The following is a 17,661-nucleotide window of genomic DNA, read 5'->3' as shown; positions in this document are numbered from 1 at the left end:
CGGCATCTTTTTTGACCTAACTTTCCCCCAAAAGACCTTTCCTCTATGGAGAAGGTCTTTTCTTTATTATCTTCAGTATAGCTCTTATATCACAAGAAACCCCGTACCTAAGTTTAGGACGGGGTTTCTTTTTTACATCCGAAATAAAAAGCCCTTAGTACGCTGCTGGGGATTTAGCCTGATAACTGCCCAGGCTATCAGCAAGCAACCAAAAATCAACCAAACACCGGTATAAATACCCCAGTATGGAATAATTAAATTAATTTCCTTGCCTGGAGATACGTCCTGTCCAAGTATGCGCAGCAATACAATAACAGGATTGATGTCAAGCAGCATTTGAACAATCAGAGGGGTTTCAGTAACAAACTGCGTGCGGTAGAATTGCCACAAAAAAGCTGCCAGAAAACCGGTACCTCCACCGATAAGAAAAATTATTCCATAAGCCGTTACAGTACTGACACCTGTACGTTTGAAGTAGGTCGAGCAGGCCATGCCCACTGAAGCAAACAAAAAAACTGTGATCAGGTAAAAACCCATCAAACCGGCTATCTGAACCGGAGAGATACCTCCGAAAATAAAAACCACACAGTAAAGCGGCATCGAAGCTATCATCAATAATATTGTAAAACCTGAGGAGGACAGCATCTTGCTGATTATTATACCCAACGGGGTTAGTTTTGTAGTCAATAGAACATTTAAGGTTTGGCGCTCACGCTCACCGCTAATCGTCCCTGCCGTCAACCCGGGTATGACAAAGGCCAACAGTATCAGTTGTGCTATACTGAGAACATAAAAAATATCTCTGCTGTTCCATGGTTGGAAATATCCTGTTGATTCTTTCATGCGCAGGTAAATAAAACCCAAACTAAAGCCTCCGATAACCAGAAGATATAAACTGATCATAAGTGCTGTTTTAGGTGTTCTGAATCTTTCTCTTAGTTCTTTTGTTAACACAGGGTTTATTCTCATCTTTAATTCACCTCGCCCGTTACTGACATAAATAGACGTTCCAAATCACCTTTGCTCTCATAAAATTGGAGAACCAGAAATTCCTGAGAAATTTCCTTGAGCAGGTTTCCCTGCTCGGCACGCGTACCGCTATATGTTAATTTTATTAAATTTTCGTTCTGCTGCACCTGGTTGACCTTATCCCTGGCCCGCACCAGAGCAACCAATTCCTGACCACGCTCCAGCACTTCAATAATCAGGTGCCGCATGCCGGATGCGGCGGAAGTAATTTCTGCCACAGGACCATTGGCTACCAAACGGCCTTTTTCCATGATGGCAACCTCATCGCACATCTCGGCCAACTCCGGCAAAATATGAGAACTAATCAGGACAGTTTTATTCATTTGCTTCAACTGGTAAACAATTTCCTTCATTTCCGCTCTGGCCCTGGGATCAAGACCCGAAGCCGGTTCATCCAGGATCAATACTTTAGGATCGTGCACCAGGCACCTGGCCAGCGCCAAACGCTGCTTCATACCGCGTGAAAGTGTATCCACATAGAAATCAGCCTTAACAGATAGGTTAACCAGTTCTAATAAATCAGAAATAATGGTTTTTTTCTGATTCTCCGGAACTTGAAAAGCATCGGCAAAAAACTCCAGATATTCAGTAACTTTTAGACCGTCATAGACACCAAAGAAATCGGGCATATAACCAATCATTTGACGTACTTCTCCGGGATTTAGCAAAACGTTATAACCGTTCACCTCCACCGTACCGCTGTCCGGCAGCAGCAGCGTTGCCAGAATAGACATGGCAGTGGTTTTACCGGCCCCGTTCGGTCCTATTAGGCCAAAGACTTTACCTTCCTTTATGCTAAAACTGACTTGATCCAGGGCTAACTGTTTACCAAATTTTTTACTCAAACCACTAATCGTTATCATTGGGTTACCCCCTCTATAGAGAGTTGCGGAGGCAGAATTATTTTTGGTTTTTGCTCCCCGCCGGATAGTTTCAGCCTCAGTTCTTTCTCCGTTGAGAGGCAACGGTTCAGGTCTTCTCCGCTTAAACTAACCATGCCTTGTGTCATTTCCACACCGGTTATACTCTTTTTCCCCGGCTTAAACTCTACCCAGGCATTCTTTTGCCAGTCGTAAATTTTTATACCGTTTTGCAAAGCTGTTTCCGGTAAATCACCTATATGCACTGTTTGCAAGACAAACTTTGCTTCCGCAAATAAACCGTTCAGGTTATACTCAAAAGTAATATCACCTCTTGAGACCACACCGCCGGGTTCCTCACCGTAAAAACCATCCGTTACCTGTGCCGGTACAAGACCAGGCGGCAGTTTAACCGGAACCCCGGCAGGCAGCTGCAGAGGAAAATACTGCCGCACCAGCGTCAGATTGTTTTGTTCTTGCCGGTTTTTCGCCTGTTTTATTTGAAATAGAGAGCTCTTTTGCTCACTCCAGCCGCTGAACTCGATTCTAGTAGAGAGTTGCCCATCAGTTCCCAACTTATCCGACAGCATGCGTTCCTCCCTGATGATACTCGTGTCCTTTTGTATGCGTTCCTGGCGCTGACGTTCCTCCATATTACCCCAACGGTTGAGAATCGGCCACTTGGATAAGTCCTCCGATACCTGAATTTCTTTGCCGATAGACAGTTCTCCTAAATCTATGAGGCGCCCGGCTACCTGTATTTTGCAATTTTTAAGATCTGTCTTTGTAGCATTTTTCACTTTACCCACGATACGGTTACCAGTCAATTGCAAATCAGCTTCTACCCGGCCGTAATCGCTCCATAGTGTATACAGTGATGCCTGTCTGATAGACCAATACTCTACATTACGGTAAGAAATCTCCTGAGAATTATTTTTTATTTCAACTTCATTAGGCTCTTTCATCGAGCTATAAACATTGACAGGAAAGACTATAGCGTCCTGCGGTGACTCAACCTGCAGCAAGCCGCCTTTTACAGTAATGAAACTTCCGGCGCTTCTTACTTCAGCCAGGTGCTCGTCCAATATTTCTATTATGGAAAGAGTTTGTCCAAAAGGATCCGGTAGTTTTTGAGAAGGTGAAGCCAGAAAAACTGCAACCGAGGCAACCAGTGAGAAAACAGGTATAACAATCCAGGCCAGTTCCCGGCGATCATAGCGTTTGAGAATATAATAAACAAGAGGACCGACCAGCAGCAAATATATAACCCAGAAAACTGCCAGGCTGCTGAGAGACGGAAACTTTAACTGCGGTATATATGAACTGGTGTCAACCAGATTACCGTTATTGCGCATACCTTCATTTATTATTACTTCTTTAACATTCTTATTATCTGAATCTGCATACTGTTTAATAAAACTTTCCCAGTACTCTTTATCAGTGCCCGACACATTCCCTACCCCTGGGCGTGAATAAATTACCGTACCACGACCGGCACTAATTTTAAACAAATCAGCTGTATTATTTGAAGGAGGACAAAACTCCGCAAAAGGCTGGTTAGCGGCAGTTCCCGCACCTTCGGATAAGATTAATTTCCCTCCCAGCTTAACCCAATCTTTTATCACGCTAACCTGTTTTGCATTCAGTTGACCTATTGATTCAGGTTCAACTACTATAACATCTGCCACAGACAGTGCAAAGTAATCTGCCGGAAGATCTGCAATCGGCAGATATTTAACCGTACTGTTAAGACCAAATGTTTTATCAGCATAACTCATTAAGCCGCCTTGCAGGGTTTTCTCATTTAAAGCCAGGATTATAGAGCCTCTTTGATCAACAGTTGTGCCCTGAATTTTAGCTTTAGCTAACCTGCTGTTTCCGCTCCACAACTCAACATCTGCTTTTAAGGGACCATTTTCTTCGAAAATAAGCATAACTGTTTTATAATTAGTCCCGGCAGGTATTTCTACAGAGCGGCGGTAAGCTGTCATATAATTAAGCGGTCTGCCCTCATCATCTTTGGGCACCAATTTAACGTAACCGTTTATTGCCGGCCCGTCATTATTTACCGAGATTTTTATCTCCAGAGGGCGGCTCTGTTTATATATTCCGTTTAAACCCGGAACTGCCTGAACAGTCACGCTGGCCTGAGAGGCAGCAGGTTGAGCAAAAATTAGCAATATAAAAATCACTGCTGCCGAAAAGGCAGGAAAAGTTTTTATCATATCCTTTATTAAGAGGATAAAACACTGGTTTCTCTCCATTACGGTTCCTCCTGAATTAATTACTTTAATTATAAGCTTTCTCTCAGATCAGCTCTCATAATTGAAACTGTTTCGCCTTCAGTACGAGTTAAATATAGGGTTTTACCCTGAGGGCCAAAACACTGGCTGATGTTTTTCTCTATATCATCCAGCATTAAAACCCTTGGATCTTTAACGCCATTTTCAGCCAAATCCCTGAGCCATTTTAGTTCAGTCAGGGAACCTTGATTATTTATATTAATTAAAAGATTACTCTGCTCGGCCAGTTTCTTTTCTTGAACCTTCTTAAGCGAAACTATGCCATTTTTACCTAAATATAAAGAGCGAATTTCTCCCACCTTCTGCTCTACCGTAAATTGAGGTTCACCATCAGGCATATAAGTTAGTATCCTCTCCTGTGACTTCATGTCGGTATATACCAAATATCCTTGCTGGCCCCAAACCGGGTTTTCACCTTTGGTTAAAGTTACTTCCTGGCCGTCCGGACCAATAATCAAAAGTTGAGAAGTATCCTTTTTTCTTTCGACTACCAAAGCGGATCCATCCGGTGACCAGGTAAGCTCCGAGCCTTCACCCCTATTATGAATTTTTTTCTCCTGATCCAGTATAATAACACTGTCTTGATTTTCTTTCCTGACTATAAAAGCCAGGTTATTTCCTACCGGCGACCAGTGTAAATTGCTTATCTCTTCACCTGCTTTTCCCCGGTACAAAAGCTCAGGCTTCTGACGAGAGAAACTTTCCAGATTATTCTTCCATTCTGAATGGCTTCCTTGGCTAACCCCACTGTTTAAAGCGGTTGCGGCCAATTGAATAATTTCCTCGTTTTGTCCATTGATTTTTTTGACCAAAGTAATTTTATTTCCGTCAGAAGTCCAGGACGGGTAAGTATATTTTTCATTTATCTGCGGCTGCAAGAGAACTCTTTGCGTACCGTCTTGATCCAGCATAAGCAATAAACCGCTTCTGGTCAGTAATAACTTTTTTCCGTCAGGACTAACAGCAGGTTGTAAATCTTCTTTGTCTGACCAGTAACGAGCCACTTCCTGCAAATCACCCACGGTTTCCAGTTTACTGTAACCTCCTGCTTGCCCAAACCAAATAATACATAATAATATCGCAAGAATTGCCGGAATACCGTACCACTTTAGTTTTTTTCTAAAACCTGTTTTACTCTCTGACTGTTGTTCTTTAATGTTTTCCGGCCCTGGTTCTACTGACTGCGACTCAGCAGCTTTGGGAAACATCTTCTGGCGCAATTCCTCTTTAAGCCGGTCATTTACCGGAACCGACTGCCTGACCATTCTCATGTGCTCCAGCAATAAACTCACACTGTCTCCGGAAACAGTCGTCTTCTCCTGACGCCATTTTTCCATTGGCAATACATTATCCGACTGCTGCTTGTAATCCTCCTTATCTCTCATCAGGCACCGCCCCCCTTTCAGCAAACATGCTGCGCAGTTGCTTGAGAGCTCTGTGATGAATAGTTCTCACCGCTCCCTCATGCTTGCCAAGTACTTCTCCAATCTGTTTGAACCGCAATTCACCGGCATAACGAAGGGAAAGTACATCTCTTTGCTCCCCTGGAAGCTTTAAAATTAATTCTCTCAGTAAGGCAACCTCTTCTCCGTATAAGGTTATTTCCTCCGGTTCGTTAGTGATACTATCCGTACGCATAACATAACTTAGATCAGAGGGTATATCCTTTTTCATTTTAAAGTAATCAACCATTGTATTGTGTGTTATACGAAAAAGCCAGGAGATAAAACTACCGCTGCCCGTAAACTGGTGATACTTTTCCATTGCCTTCATAAACACAATAGCGGTCAAATCATCGGCATCCCAGATGCTTACTACCCGGTACCTCAAATAACGGTTTACAGCGGCAAAATGGCGATCATACAATTCTTCAAAAGAAAGATCCTCGTCTCGCATGGTTTTAGTAAGTTCTCCGGTTGCTATCAACGCTTCTCTACCTCTTTATTTTAATATTTTGTATATATGACGTAACTTATTGGCAAAATGTTACGTCCATCTTAAAAAATATTATAACTTATTAAAACTTTTGTATTATAATGGTTATAGACAATATAAGGGGTGATATCTAATGAGGCAAAGTAAAAAAGTAATATTTATATACTTATTAACCATTTTGCTATTGACTTGTTTTTCTAATGGCGCCTGTATTGAGAATGCACTTGCCGGCCATGGCTGGCAACATCAAAACAGTGCTGCAATTCAGCCAGGCAGAACAATTAGAGAGACAGGAAAAAGCTTAGGCTCCTTTGCGGCAATATTTTTTATCATCAGCTTACTGCCCTATCTGCTGCGCCAACACGTCATTCCTAATCTGGGCAGCTCAAACCAGCATAAGGCCAAACAAATATTAAGGTGGTTAAACAAACATCATTATTTTGCGGGAGTAATTGCGGTTTCATTTGCGCTAGTTCACGGGTTAACTATGCTATTAACCTTTCCCTTCTGGAATCCAGTCATATGGTTGGGTTTACTATCACTTATCTTGTTATTAATAGCATCTGTCAAGGGAATTTTCATGAAAACACAATATACATGCTCAAAGGATCTGCTTAGAACGCACAAACTACTGGCTCTTCTGACTGGTTTGCTGACAGTTATTCATATTAGTCTCACATAAAAAAAACCTGAATCCCACAACCGGGTATTCAGGTTTTTTATGGACTATGGATTTTTAACGATAATCCAGCGAGGAATAATTTTTTCCCATATTGGCCTTCTTTTTTGTTTCTGCTCCTCGTATTTGGCCCTTATTATCATCTGAGTCTGTTTGATAATACTTATTTTTCTCAAAAATTCTTTGTCCCTAGCCACGAGATCAGAGCGATTAACAACTTGCTCCTGAACTTCCTCCGGCACTGCCGCAACTACCGACTCACTGTGCCTACACGCCTCTAACTCCATCAATTTTTCTTCCAGCGCTTCCATACGACTTTTCAGGCTTTCTACTTCATTAAGTGTCTTTCTCATAATTATTTTAAATGTTCTGGTCTTCATATTATCCCCACCCAACAAAAAATTAAATAATATCTTAGTAATTCTATCTAAAATTAAAATATCCTTCTTATTTATCCCAATTATGTTATTAAATTATTATTATGTTATTTAGTTACCATATAAGTAAAATTTCTCATTAATTAAATCCAGTGACGGAATTAAGTATTTTTAATAACAGAACGTAAACAATAATGAGACTTCTACATAACATCTACGTTTTCTTAGTAAGTTTCACCAATGGTTTTTTTAATAAGAAAGGAATTTACCCGGCTATTGTCGAATATCAGCCTTTAATATAAAACTTATAGATATGAGATTAGCAGACTTAAAAAATAAATTTTTGGGGATATACTACCGAAATAAAATAGGAGGATGCAACTGTTACTAGAAAACTAAATTAATATCAAAAAACCTGCCATAATATGATATAATTTTGGTAGATGATTAGGATGGAAAACCGTATAAGTATTGGCAAAGCAGCTAAATATTTAGGGATTAGTATTAATACTTTACGTGTTTGGGAAAAGAAAAAGATATTAGTTCCAGAAAGAACTCCTACTGGCCATCGCCGCTATAAAATATCCCAAGTAGAATCCTTTGAGGGCAAAAAATATATCCGAATTCAAAATACCGTATTTCTCTACGCCAGGGTATCTACACAAAAACAGGTTGATGCCGGGAATCTTGATCGATAAACGGGAAGGTTTACTAGAATATGCATCAAATAACAAATATGCTATTCAGGCTGTTTTTCATGATATTGCCAGTGGTTTAAATGGAAAACGTGGCGGCAGAGTAGCAAAAAAGCTGTCAAAGGTCATTGAAAGCGAGGTGACTACCAGTGAAGACAACGGCGATGGGAATAATCCTGGAACTGACAGCTAAACAGAAAGAATACATTGATAACCTCATGGATCGTTACTGTACCGCAGTTCGTTGGGCATTTAAAAGACTGCTGGATGGATGGAAAGTACAAGACATTCGTATAACTGTACAAGGAAAGTTCAGACTTAACTCCCGGCAGGCTAACGATGCAGTATATGATGCCCAGACCACAATCAAAAGCCAATATGAATTAGTGCAGATGCACTATGAAAACGCCAAAGCAAAGGTTGAATTTACAGAAAAGCGTATCGCCAAGGCTAAATCACTGTCTAAGATTGCCAAACTGCAAAAACGGTTAGAAAAGGAACAGCGTAAACTGGCCTTCTGGCAAAAGCACCTGGATAACAATACTTTTCCGCCTGTTGTATTCGGAGGAAAGAAGCTCTTTCAAGAACGCTGCAAAGGCAATATTACCAGAGAAGAGTGGCAGGAAGTCAGAAGTAACCGTTATCTGTCACGGGGAGATAAAACCAAAGGCGGCAACCTAAATACCCGCATATACAAAGGCCAAGACCAAATCTATCTTGATATAGCCGCCGACCCGGTACAGAAAGGGAAATCCGTTCGGTATAACCGCATAACGGTGCCGATCTATTTATCTCAAAAGCCATCGAAAAAGGCCGGCAAGATTAACGGTATCAACTACCGGCAAATGGTTTTGGATTATCTTAAAACAGGCAGTGCCTATCAGGTAGAAATCCTCCGCAGAGACGGGAAATATTACGTCCATGTGAGTATTGAAGAAGAAGTTCCGATGCCATATAACCATAAGGGTGCGTTTGGTGTAGACACCAATCCGGACGGATTAGGCGTAACCCAGGTAGACTGTCTGGGGCAATACCGGGGCAGTGAATGGCTTGGCCAAGGCGAATGGACTTATGCCAGAACAAACCGGAGAAATAACCAGACCTGCGAAATGGCTAAGAAAGTGATCCTCCGAGCTAAAGAAAAAGGTTACGCCCTGGCGGTAGAGGACTTGAAGTTTAAAAATGACAAGTCCGTAACGGCCAAGTTTAACCGAATGAGTCACAGTTTTGTCTGGTCGAAGTTTCTAAAAGCAGTTGACCGGTGTGCTGCCCGTGAGGGAGTGCCGATATTAAAGGTAAAACCGGCTTTTACTTCGGTCATAGGCATCCTAAAATACCAGCACATGTACGGCATAGCTGTTCACGAAGCGGCAGGCTATGTCATAGCCCGGCGTGGCTTGGGCTTTGATCATGAGAAGATACCCAAGATGTTGCTTGATAAACTGGTTAAAAAGAAACCTGAATTTAAACAAATGGCAAATTGGAAACAATGGTCAGCAGTTAAAAAGTCTGTGCTGGCCAAGATTAAAAAAATCACGAAAAGGAAGAGGGTGAATAGCCTGGTTTCATGGCAGATTCACCGGAAAAATGTGTTAGGTATAGGTTAATCCCTTTGCTATAAATTTTGCGGGCGGCACAGTACACGCAGCGAAAGGCTGTTGCCGCAAGTCGGAACCCAGGCGGAGGTAACACCTTCTCCGGGTAGTACACTCGCTTTAAGCAGTGGCGGGGAAACTCTTTTAGAGGAGACCACCCGGAACATAGGCGAGAGCCTATGGCCTAGCAGTTGAATCCTGTGACACTGCCACCCGTTTGTCGGACGGGTGAAAAAACTACTTGTAGTTTTTAGTAGGTTTTAGAAACCAGGTTATAACTGAATGCAAATAATGTATCATCTATCCACAAAAAATTTGTTGCCGCAAATACTGGAGGAAGGCATAAAGATGTCTGAAAAAGATATCTTACCCAGAATCTATTTAACCGATGACCGGCAATGGATTTTAAAAATGGCTGAATTTTTTACCGGGCTTAACAAAGATATACCCAAAGAAGAACTTATTATTATTGAACTGGATATCTCTGAGATAAGCACTAATCCCGATGATATGCCCGTTGATTTTTTGCCTAAACAGTGGGATCAATCAACTAAAAATGAGTACCCTCATCATTGTTTTTTTACTTCAGAGGATATTCCAATCTCACGAATTATAAAAATTTATGACCTTTATGGCAAACATTTAGTATCACCATTACAATAATAACCCAATAAGCCGAGCCGGAGTATTAAAAAAACCCTGTATCTAACAGGGTAAATTCAAAAACAACTCATATGTTCTTTTCTTTCCCGGTTTCTTCAGTTAAACTGAAGTTTTCAGTTAATGAAAATCCAGACTCGTACACAGAAATCATTTTTAAAACTAAGTAATCACCGATTGGGGTTGTCATCACAGCACTGTTTTTCTGAAAATCAGCTTTATATGTCATAGATCTACCCCTTTCAGTTCTTTACTTTAGTATAGGATAATTATTGGATACTATGTCTGGAATATAAATTTCTATTTTTTTATTTTTAGATCTAAGACCTGATCTTAGTATTTTAAAGCTTTGGCTTTTAATGAGTTTAATACAACCTTGAGCAGGAACCAGGCGATAACTTAGCTGATGAATTTAGCAGAAAAAATCAAAACACCTCAGGATTAACCCTGAAGGTGTTGATAATCAATATGTTTTATTAAAATGTTCCTGCCCAGGTAACCAAAGGCAGTTCAAAATCATTGGCAAAGTAAGTGCTGGAGGGTCTGATTCTTACCGTATAGCCAAAAGTTCCTTGCTGAGCATGCTGCAGTGAACCGGAATACCTGTAAAGACCGTCACCTACGGCTTCAACTAAATTCATTGGCTTGGTTTGTATATTATGAAGTGAATGTTCGCTTTCATAACCGTAAGCAATTTCAACCCTAACATCGTTATGGTTAATAGGTCCCAATCTGACAGTAGCGCTTAAAGTCAGCTCATCACCCACATTCATATCCTTTGTCCCATTAAAATTAACATTCTTAAAATCAACATGATGCCAGTTTTCCATTAAATATTGTTTAAATGCTCTAACACGGCCAGCCAGAGCAAAGTTTTCTTCTGAAAACATTAAACCGCGATCAATACAGTTGACATAAAATTGACTCGCATATTCCTGAACCATCCGTCCGGTATTAAAAACCGGAGAAAGAGTTTTAATTGAATCCTTTACTCTTTTAATCCATTCTCTTGGCAGGTGGTCTTCCCGATTATAATAAGACGGTATTATAACTTCCTCCAACAATGCATAGAGGGAATAACTGTCTTCACGGTCCAGTTCCTGTTCGCTTAAGTGGCTGTTATCAATTTCTCCAATAGCGAAACCGTTATACCCGTTATAACCTTCAGGCCACCACCCATCCAGCACGCTCCAATGCAATCCGCCGTTCATAGCTACCTTCATACCGCTGGTACCGCTGGCTTCCATAGGCCAACGCGGCGTATTTAACCAAACATCTACACCCTGGACTAAGTAGCGTGCTACATTTATATCATAATCCTCCAGGAAAACAATTTTACCCCGAAACGGTTCCTCATTAGCATACTGATATATTTTTTGAATAAATTCCTTACCGGCGTCATCAGCAGGGTGAGCCTTGCCGGAAAAGATTATTTGTAAAGGGCGCTCCGGATTATTGAAAAGGTGGGCCAACCTTTCCTTATTGCGAAAAAGCAAAGTTGCACGCTTATAGGTAGCAAAACGCCGGGCAAAACCTATGGTTAAACTGTCAGGACTTAAAAAGTTTTGTACCTCAGCGACACTTTCAGATGATTCATGGTTACGCAGTTTTTTCTGCTCCAGCCTGTGACGCACAAAAAAAATCATATCTTCTTTTTTCTTCTTATGTATATTCCAAATTCGTTCATCAGAAATATTATCCACTTTATGCCACTGTTCTTGATCAGAAATATTTTTGTCCCATTCATTCCCCAGGTACTCTCTGTATAAATCTTTAATTTCCTGTGCTATCCAGCTCTCCGCATGTACCCCGTTAGTAACTGATGTTATGGGGACTTCCTCCACCGGCAGTTGATCAAAAAAGATTTGAAACATTTTACGGGACACTTCCCCATGCAATCTACTCACGCCATTACAATAACTGGACAGGTTGAGAGCCAATACGGTCATATTAAAGGCCTTGTGTTCTTTATTCCATCCCAACTGCATAAATTGATCCCGGCTCATTCCCAACTGCCCGTATAAGTAACCAAAATAGTAATCTATTTTTTCTTCATCAAAAGTATCATGCCCGGCAGGAACAGGAGTATGGGTAGTAAACAATGTATTAGACTTAACCACCTCTTTAGCAGTAGCAACGGGAATACCGGTTTGTACCAGTTCCCTAATCCGTTCTATACATAAAAAAGAGGCATGTCCCTCATTAATATGCCAGGCATATGGGATAATACCCAAAGCTCTTAAAGCCTTGACTCCTCCAATACCCAAAATAATTTCCTGTTTTATGCGCATATCGCGATCGCCGCCATACAATTGCGCTGTGAGCGCCCTGTCTTCTTTGCTGTTACGGGCAACATCAGCATCAAGAAGATAGATTTTAGCCAGACCCACCTTCATCTCCCATACTTTGAGAAATACCGTTCCCTGTGGCAAATCAACCGGTATCTGCACTTCCGTACCGTTTTCATGAACTGCCGGGACAATGGGCATCTGATAAAAATTATAGTGGGGATAAAAAGCTTCCTGCCATCCCTCACGGTTAATTCTCTGGGTAAAGTAGCCTTGTTTATATAATAATCCAACACCTATAAAGGGTATACCCAGGTCACTGGCAGCCTTGGTGTGATCACCTGCCAATACACCGAGACCTCCCGAATAAATCGGCAAAGACTCATGAAGTCCGAATTCGGCTGAAAAATATGCAATACTTCTGTCTTTGTGCTGGTTATAATATTTGTGAAACCACTTTTCTTCGTTCATATAACGATCAAAATCACCAATTACCTGATCGTAAAGAGCCAGGTAATTGCTATCCTGCGCGGCTTCGTGCAGATCCTCTTGATGCAATTCCAATAAAAATTTAACAGGATTGTGGTAGCAGTCTTCCCAAAGAACTTCATTAAGCTGGCGATATAACTCAAGTGCCGGTTCATGCCAGCTAAACCACAGATTATATTGCAAATCCTGCAGTCTGGAAATACGCTCAGGCATTTTGGGATTAACAGAAACAGTTCTAAAATAAAACATAAGGTCACCCTCCAAAAAGATTCCAAAGACTCTTATTGATTTTTAAGTTATTATGCCAATTAATGATACCTATATGCATTATCTGTGAACTGCATAGCTTTTTCATGCTGGAGGGAATCATGCAATACTACATTACAACCGGAACCTGTCTCAGTGTTTTTCATTTAATGTCAGAGCCACTCTTTGCCTTTCCAGATCTACCGACAGAACTTTTACAGTTACAATATCTCCTACAGACAACACATCCATAGGATGACTGAAACGCCTGGTACCCAGTTCAGATTTGTGAACCATACCGTCAACCTTTACTCCAATATCTACGAATGCGCCGAAATCCACTACATTTCGTACTGTCCCTTTGAGTTCCATGCCTACCTGCAAATCTTCTATCTTTAGAACATCTGTTCTAAAGATAGGTTTGGGTAATTCCTCACGCGGGTCACGTCCGGGTTTTTCCAAACTCTCGATTATATCCTTCAATGTTGGTAATCCTATATCTAATTTAAGCGCCATTTCGTCTATAACTATATTTTTGAGCCTTTCTTTCATTTTACCGGAACCGACTTCCATCATAGAACAGCCAATTTCTTTCAAAAACTTTTTTACCTGATCATATGACTCAGGGTGTATGGGTGTCTTGTCCAGGGTATTTTCACCATCACTAATTCTCAGAAAACCAACGCATTGTTCAAAGGTTTTCGGTCCTAACCGGGGAACTTTCTTTAACTGGCTGCGGTTTTTAAATTTACCCTCATTTTCACGGAATTCAACTATTTTTTGAGCTACGGTCATATTAACTCCGGCTACATGTGACAATAGAGACGGAGAAGCCGTATTTAAATCTACCCCGACATGGTTAACTACCGATTCCACAACACTGGCCAGGCTTTCCTCCAGACGCTTATGAGCTACGTCATGCTGATACTGGCCGACACCAACTGCTTTAGGGTCTATTTTTACCAGTTCGGCCAGAGGATCCTGCAAACGCCTGGCAATGGAGACTGCGCTGCGTTCAGCCACATCCAGTTTTGGGAACTCCCTGGCAGCCAGTTCAGAGGCCGAATAAACACTGGCACCTGCCTCACTGACAATTATATATTGCAAGGGTCTCACATATTCTTTAATGAAATCAACAACTACCAGTTCTGTCTCACGGGAAGCAGTACCGTTGCCAATTGCAATAACAGTTATACCGTAACGATCAGCCAGTTGGCGAAAGATTTCTTTGGTTTCTGTAATTTTTTTCTGCGGCGGAGTAGGATAAACCACTCCCACCTCCCATAGTTTTCCAGTATCATCAACCACTGCCCATTTGCAACCAGTGCGAAAACCAGGGTCAACTCCCAACACAACTTCCCCTTTAACCGGTGGCTGCAGTAGAAGTTGGCGCAAGTTTTTGGAAAATATTTTTATTGCCTGCTCCTCAGCTTTTTCAGTTAATTCATTACGGACATCTCTTTCCACGGCAGGAAAGAGCAATCTTTTATAACCGTCAATAACCGCGCTCTGTACATAAGCAACAGTAACTGAGACGGGATTTTTTAACCAGCGACGGTTCAAGTATCCATATATCTCTTCTTCCGGCACCTCAATCCTAACTTTCAAAATGCCTTCCTTTTCACCCCGGTTAACGGCCAGTGTGCGATGAGGCGCCACGGTTCTTACAGCCTCACTGTATTCATAATACATCTCGTACACCGAACGAGTTTCTTTTTCTTTAGCCTCGGTTACCAGCAAACCATTTCTGAAAATATACCTTCTAACCCAGCCTCTGATCTCCGGATCGTCAGCAACTGTTTCGGCTATAATATCACAGGCACCTTGCAGAGCATCCTCCGCTGTCAGAATTCCTTTTTCTTCATTAACATATATTTGAGCTTCCAAGCCCGGATCACCGGTTTTAGGAAGAGACAGAATATAAAGGGCAAGAGGCTCAAGTCCTTTCTCTCTGGCTACACCGGCTCTTGTTTTGCGCTTCTGGCGATAAGGCCTGTATAAATCCTCCACTATGTTTAATTTACCGGCACTCATAATTTTTTGCTGAAGTTCATCCGTCAATTTACCCTGTTCTTCTATCAGCCTGACAACCTCTTCCTTACGCTGCTGGAGATTGCGCTGGTATTTTAATTGTTCTTCAATACTGCGTATCTCAACCTCATTTAATTCACCGGTCATTTCTTTACGGTAACGAGAGATAAAAGGTACAGTATTGCCTGCATCCAACAACTGAACAGTGCTCTCAACTTTTTTTAAAGGCAGTCCGGTATTGCCGGCTACATGCCTTATTATCAATTGTTCAATATCCATGTTTTCCTCCGCTAATGAATAATCGCTATATATGTATCACTTAACCGGTATTTTTGACCATTGGCGGTTAATCCCTTGAGAAGTATAATCTTTTCTTATTATAATATTTTCACCGCCAATTTCAAGTTTCTCTCTTTTATGTCTTTGATAAAAGGAGACACTAAAGTATTAAGCAGCCTTTTAGGCTGCTTAATACTTTAGATTTTTCTTTAGCCTGTTTACTTTTGTTTAACCCCTAAACTATTTCTACAAATTATTCTTCAACTATAGTAACCTTATTCATTTTATCCCCTTGCTCAATCTTATCAACTACTTCTAAACCGTCAATTACTTTACCAAAAACAGTATGCACACCGTCCAAATGAGGAAAAGCGTCATGACAGATAAAAAACTGGCTGCCGCCTGTGTCACGCCCGGCATGAGCCATTGACAAGGCGCCACGAACATGCTTATTAGGGTTTATTTCGCATTTAATAGTATACCCTGGGCCACCCGTGCCATTTCCCCTGGGACAACCACCCTGGATTACAAAACCAGGTATTACACGGTGAAAATTAAGTCCATCATAGAAACCTTGTCCTATAAGTTTTTCAAAATTGGCTACAGTATTAGGCGCGTCCTTATCAAACAATTCCAATACAACATTTCCCTTTTCCGTTTCAATAACAGCTTTCTTCAAAAATGTCACTCCTCCAAGCTATTTTGTGTTTATATGATTATTTTTAATTATACCCTGCTAAACACACAAATACCAGTTATAAACTAAAAATAACTTCTTAATAGGGTAAGCTTCATAGGAAAGCCACAGAAGAACGAATAAATTTAAGGTTGTCGAACAAATCGGTTTGACAGGGCAATAACCATATTCACCGTCAATCTAAAAAGAATAATAAAGCTACTGGGTTAATAAAAGCATAACCCAGGGTGTAAAACAAAGAAAAAGCCGACTCTTTCTCCCCAAAATATGGAATGAGAGTCGGCTTTTTTAATGAGGCTATGCAGTCATGATTATTAACCGAAGCTCTCTTTATTGAAAGAGATAGCAGCGACCCAGACTGTTTTACTACTTCTCAGCCTGATGTTGCATTAAATTATACCACTGTTTTTACAGGTTTTTTGCTCTATATGTTCACTGTTCAGTTATATATATGGCTAAAAAATAACTTTAACTTTTTTCCGCTTATTTCTGCGGTATGTCACCAGAAATGTTTACGCTATCCTCGGCAAAATATCTATTAATTGATAAAAACATATATGCCAATACTTGTTATGCCGCTGATTATATCTTCAACCTAGAAATCACCTTTTACATTTGGCTTAACAATATCTTTCTTATGATTTTTGATATTATTTTTAAAGGTATTTAATTCTTTAGACCCATGAACACTAGCTATCGTTTTGCCCGTGATTAAAAATTTTCCTTGATTCATACCTTTTAAAATATAGTAGTTGTTAGACTTGTCTTTATTATAGTTTGAATCATCGTTTGCAAGGAATAAAATTACACTTTCGCCCTGGGAGAAACTACCGTATGCATCCCCAGTGTCTATTTTTACAATATTTTCACCTTGGGGATAATCTCCTCTGTAAGTTCTTACTGTAATTTCATTTCCTTTTACATCCCCTTTTAAAACATCTGAAACAGATATTATATTATCTCTATAGAGCATATCATTTTCTGTATATTGGGATGGTTCTAGTCCTTTTGGGTTATTCCATTTGACAGAAGATACTGATTTTACTATCCCTTGAATTATTATAGGTGAACTTGCAGCCAAATCTTCATCAGACATATAAGGAATAGTATACTCCACATGGAGAGCATTTGCTCCTTTTTGATTTGATTTAGCATCAACAGTATTATGGTATAATTGAAGATAAGAAACACTAAAGATGCTTAAAATAGCAACTAAAAATATACCACTCATTATTACTTTTTTTTGTTTAACATATAAAGTCCTCCTTTTTACTGAAATTTTAAAGGTATATTATTACCATTTGATGTTGTTATACCCATTTCTATCATCTGTTCCGACGCTTCTATCCTGACCTTTACTAAAATATGCATACATAACAGCACTGGTAGAAGCACTATGATCTAATCCAATAACATGACCAAATTCATGTGCCATATTGCTTCGAACACTGTATTGATCTGCCGGACACGGAACAACATTAGAAAAAGGATAATCCAC

The 17,661-nt window shown here is 40.5% G+C and carries 17 protein-coding genes; 5 read left to right on the top strand and 12 right to left on the bottom strand.

The window, feature by feature from the left end; translation table 11 throughout:
* Window positions 1-132: 132 nt before the first annotated feature.
* Genes DTOX_RS08730 through DTOX_RS08710 form a run of 5 tightly spaced genes read right to left on the bottom strand, consistent with a single transcriptional unit; the run spans window position 133 to window position 6,118 of the window.
* On the bottom strand, window positions 133-969 hold the full coding sequence (locus DTOX_RS08730) for an ABC transporter permease (protein ID WP_015757346.1): 837 nt from the start codon (window positions 967-969) through the stop codon (window positions 133-135).
* Window positions 970-971: 2 nt separating this feature from the next.
* Window positions 972-1,892: an ABC transporter ATP-binding protein gene (locus tag DTOX_RS08725; protein WP_015757345.1), complete on the bottom strand. Its 921-nt coding sequence runs from the start codon at window positions 1,890-1,892 to the stop codon at window positions 972-974.
* Window positions 1,889-4,153, bottom strand: a complete 2,265-nt coding sequence (locus DTOX_RS08720) for a hypothetical protein (protein ID WP_015757344.1) — start codon at window positions 4,151-4,153, stop codon at window positions 1,889-1,891. Before DTOX_RS08720 ends, DTOX_RS08725 begins: the two co-directional genes overlap by 4 nt.
* Before the next feature lie 29 nt (window positions 4,154-4,182).
* Entirely contained in the window at window positions 4,183-5,577 is a 1,395-nt protein-coding gene (locus DTOX_RS08715) for a hypothetical protein (protein WP_015757343.1), read from the bottom strand.
* On the bottom strand, window positions 5,567-6,118 hold the full coding sequence (locus DTOX_RS08710; RefSeq protein ID WP_015757342.1) for an RNA polymerase sigma factor: 552 nt from the start codon (window positions 6,116-6,118) through the stop codon (window positions 5,567-5,569). The genes DTOX_RS08715 and DTOX_RS08710 overlap by 11 nt, the downstream gene beginning before the upstream one ends.
* Before the next feature lie 142 nt (window positions 6,119-6,260).
* Here DTOX_RS08710 and DTOX_RS08705 point away from each other — a divergent pair, with 142 nt between their 5' ends.
* Window positions 6,261-6,809 carry a hypothetical protein gene (locus DTOX_RS08705; protein WP_015757341.1) on the top strand — a complete coding sequence of 183 codons (549 nt, stop codon included), beginning with the start codon at window positions 6,261-6,263 and terminating at the stop codon, window positions 6,807-6,809.
* Between the two features lie 44 nt (window positions 6,810-6,853).
* Here DTOX_RS08705 and DTOX_RS08700 read toward each other — a convergent pair whose 3' ends face one another.
* The gene (locus tag DTOX_RS08700) at window positions 6,854-7,186 is read right to left on the bottom strand and encodes a hypothetical protein (RefSeq protein WP_015757340.1); all 333 of its coding nucleotides are present in this window, start codon (window positions 7,184-7,186) and stop codon (window positions 6,854-6,856) included.
* A gap of 449 nt (window positions 7,187-7,635) precedes the next feature.
* On the opposite strand from DTOX_RS08700, the gene DTOX_RS24220 reads away from it, so the two are divergent.
* From DTOX_RS24220 to DTOX_RS08685, 4 genes are all read left to right on the top strand, one after another.
* Window positions 7,636-7,881 carry a MerR family DNA-binding transcriptional regulator gene (locus DTOX_RS24220; RefSeq protein WP_242652567.1) on the top strand — a complete coding sequence of 82 codons (246 nt, stop codon included), beginning with the start codon at window positions 7,636-7,638 and terminating at the stop codon, window positions 7,879-7,881.
* Complete coding sequence (locus tag DTOX_RS24215; RefSeq protein ID WP_242652573.1) at window positions 7,871-8,071, top strand: recombinase family protein; 201 nt, start codon at window positions 7,871-7,873, stop codon at window positions 8,069-8,071. Before DTOX_RS24220 ends, DTOX_RS24215 begins: the two co-directional genes overlap by 11 nt.
* Window positions 8,028-9,485, top strand: coding sequence for an IS200/IS605 family element transposase accessory protein TnpB (locus DTOX_RS08690; protein ID WP_015757339.1), 1,458 nt, complete (start codon window positions 8,028-8,030; stop codon window positions 9,483-9,485). The genes DTOX_RS24215 and DTOX_RS08690 overlap by 44 nt, the downstream gene beginning before the upstream one ends.
* 336 nt (window positions 9,486-9,821) lie before the next feature.
* On the top strand, window positions 9,822-10,136 hold the full coding sequence (locus DTOX_RS08685; protein WP_042315596.1) for a hypothetical protein: 315 nt from the start codon (window positions 9,822-9,824) through the stop codon (window positions 10,134-10,136).
* Window positions 10,137-10,203: 67 nt separating this feature from the next.
* On the opposite strand, the gene DTOX_RS22920 is transcribed toward DTOX_RS08685, so the two are convergent.
* The 6 genes from DTOX_RS22920 to DTOX_RS25275 all read right to left on the bottom strand — a co-directional run bounded on the left by DTOX_RS22920 (window position 10,204) and on the right by DTOX_RS25275 (window position 17,661).
* Window positions 10,204-10,362: a hypothetical protein gene (locus DTOX_RS22920; protein ID WP_015757337.1), complete on the bottom strand. Its 159-nt coding sequence runs from the start codon at window positions 10,360-10,362 to the stop codon at window positions 10,204-10,206.
* A 247-nt stretch (window positions 10,363-10,609) separates the two neighbouring features.
* Entirely contained in the window at window positions 10,610-13,159 is a 2,550-nt protein-coding gene (glgP, locus tag DTOX_RS08680; RefSeq protein WP_015757336.1) for an alpha-glucan family phosphorylase, read from the bottom strand.
* A 150-nt stretch (window positions 13,160-13,309) separates the two neighbouring features.
* The gene (locus tag DTOX_RS08675) at window positions 13,310-15,466 is read right to left on the bottom strand and encodes a Tex family protein (protein WP_015757335.1); all 2,157 of its coding nucleotides are present in this window, start codon (window positions 15,464-15,466) and stop codon (window positions 13,310-13,312) included.
* 253 nt (window positions 15,467-15,719) lie between these two features.
* Entirely contained in the window at window positions 15,720-16,145 is a 426-nt protein-coding gene (locus DTOX_RS08670; RefSeq protein WP_015757334.1) for a peptidylprolyl isomerase, read from the bottom strand.
* 613 nt (window positions 16,146-16,758) lie between these two features.
* Window positions 16,759-17,394, bottom strand: coding sequence for a hypothetical protein (locus tag DTOX_RS08665; RefSeq protein WP_015757333.1), 636 nt, complete (start codon window positions 17,392-17,394; stop codon window positions 16,759-16,761).
* Between the two features lie 63 nt (window positions 17,395-17,457).
* On the bottom strand, window positions 17,458-17,661 hold the full coding sequence (locus tag DTOX_RS25275) for a matrixin family metalloprotease (protein ID WP_157862885.1): 204 nt from the start codon (window positions 17,659-17,661) through the stop codon (window positions 17,458-17,460).

The sequence above is a fragment of the Desulfofarcimen acetoxidans DSM 771 genome, from assembly GCF_000024205.1.
Lineage (GTDB): Bacteria > Bacillota > Desulfotomaculia > Desulfotomaculales > Desulfofarciminaceae > Desulfofarcimen > Desulfofarcimen acetoxidans.
Note: the sequence above shows the minus strand (reverse complement) of the source record. Positions and strands in the feature narration are given on the sequence as shown.

Excerpts from the sequence above, each read along its gene's own strand:
- DTOX_RS08720 (WP_015757344.1), bottom strand. The coding sequence starts at position 4,153 with ATGGAGAGAAACCAGTGTTTTATCCTCTTAATAAAGGATATGATAAAA.
- DTOX_RS08665 (WP_015757333.1), bottom strand. The coding sequence starts at position 17,394 with ATGAGTGGTATATTTTTAGTTGCTATTTTAAGCATCTTTAGTGTTTCT.
- DTOX_RS08685 (WP_042315596.1), top strand. The coding sequence starts at position 9,822 with ATGTCTGAAAAAGATATCTTACCCAGAATCTATTTAACCGATGACCGG.
- DTOX_RS08675 (WP_015757335.1), bottom strand. The coding sequence starts at position 15,466 with ATGGATATTGAACAATTGATAATAAGGCATGTAGCCGGCAATACCGGA.
- glgP (WP_015757336.1), bottom strand. The coding sequence starts at position 13,159 with ATGTTTTATTTTAGAACTGTTTCTGTTAATCCCAAAATGCCTGAGCGT.
- DTOX_RS08725 (WP_015757345.1), bottom strand. The coding sequence starts at position 1,892 with ATGATAACGATTAGTGGTTTGAGTAAAAAATTTGGTAAACAGTTAGCC.
- DTOX_RS22920 (WP_015757337.1), bottom strand. The coding sequence starts at position 10,362 with ATGACATATAAAGCTGATTTTCAGAAAAACAGTGCTGTGATGACAACC.
- DTOX_RS08715 (WP_015757343.1), bottom strand. The coding sequence starts at position 5,577 with ATGAGAGATAAGGAGGATTACAAGCAGCAGTCGGATAATGTATTGCCA.
- DTOX_RS24220 (WP_242652567.1), top strand. The coding sequence starts at position 7,636 with ATGGAAAACCGTATAAGTATTGGCAAAGCAGCTAAATATTTAGGGATT.
- DTOX_RS08705 (WP_015757341.1), top strand. The coding sequence starts at position 6,261 with ATGAGGCAAAGTAAAAAAGTAATATTTATATACTTATTAACCATTTTG.
- DTOX_RS08700 (WP_015757340.1), bottom strand. The coding sequence starts at position 7,186 with ATGAAGACCAGAACATTTAAAATAATTATGAGAAAGACACTTAATGAA.
- DTOX_RS08730 (WP_015757346.1), bottom strand. The coding sequence starts at position 969 with ATGAGAATAAACCCTGTGTTAACAAAAGAACTAAGAGAAAGATTCAGA.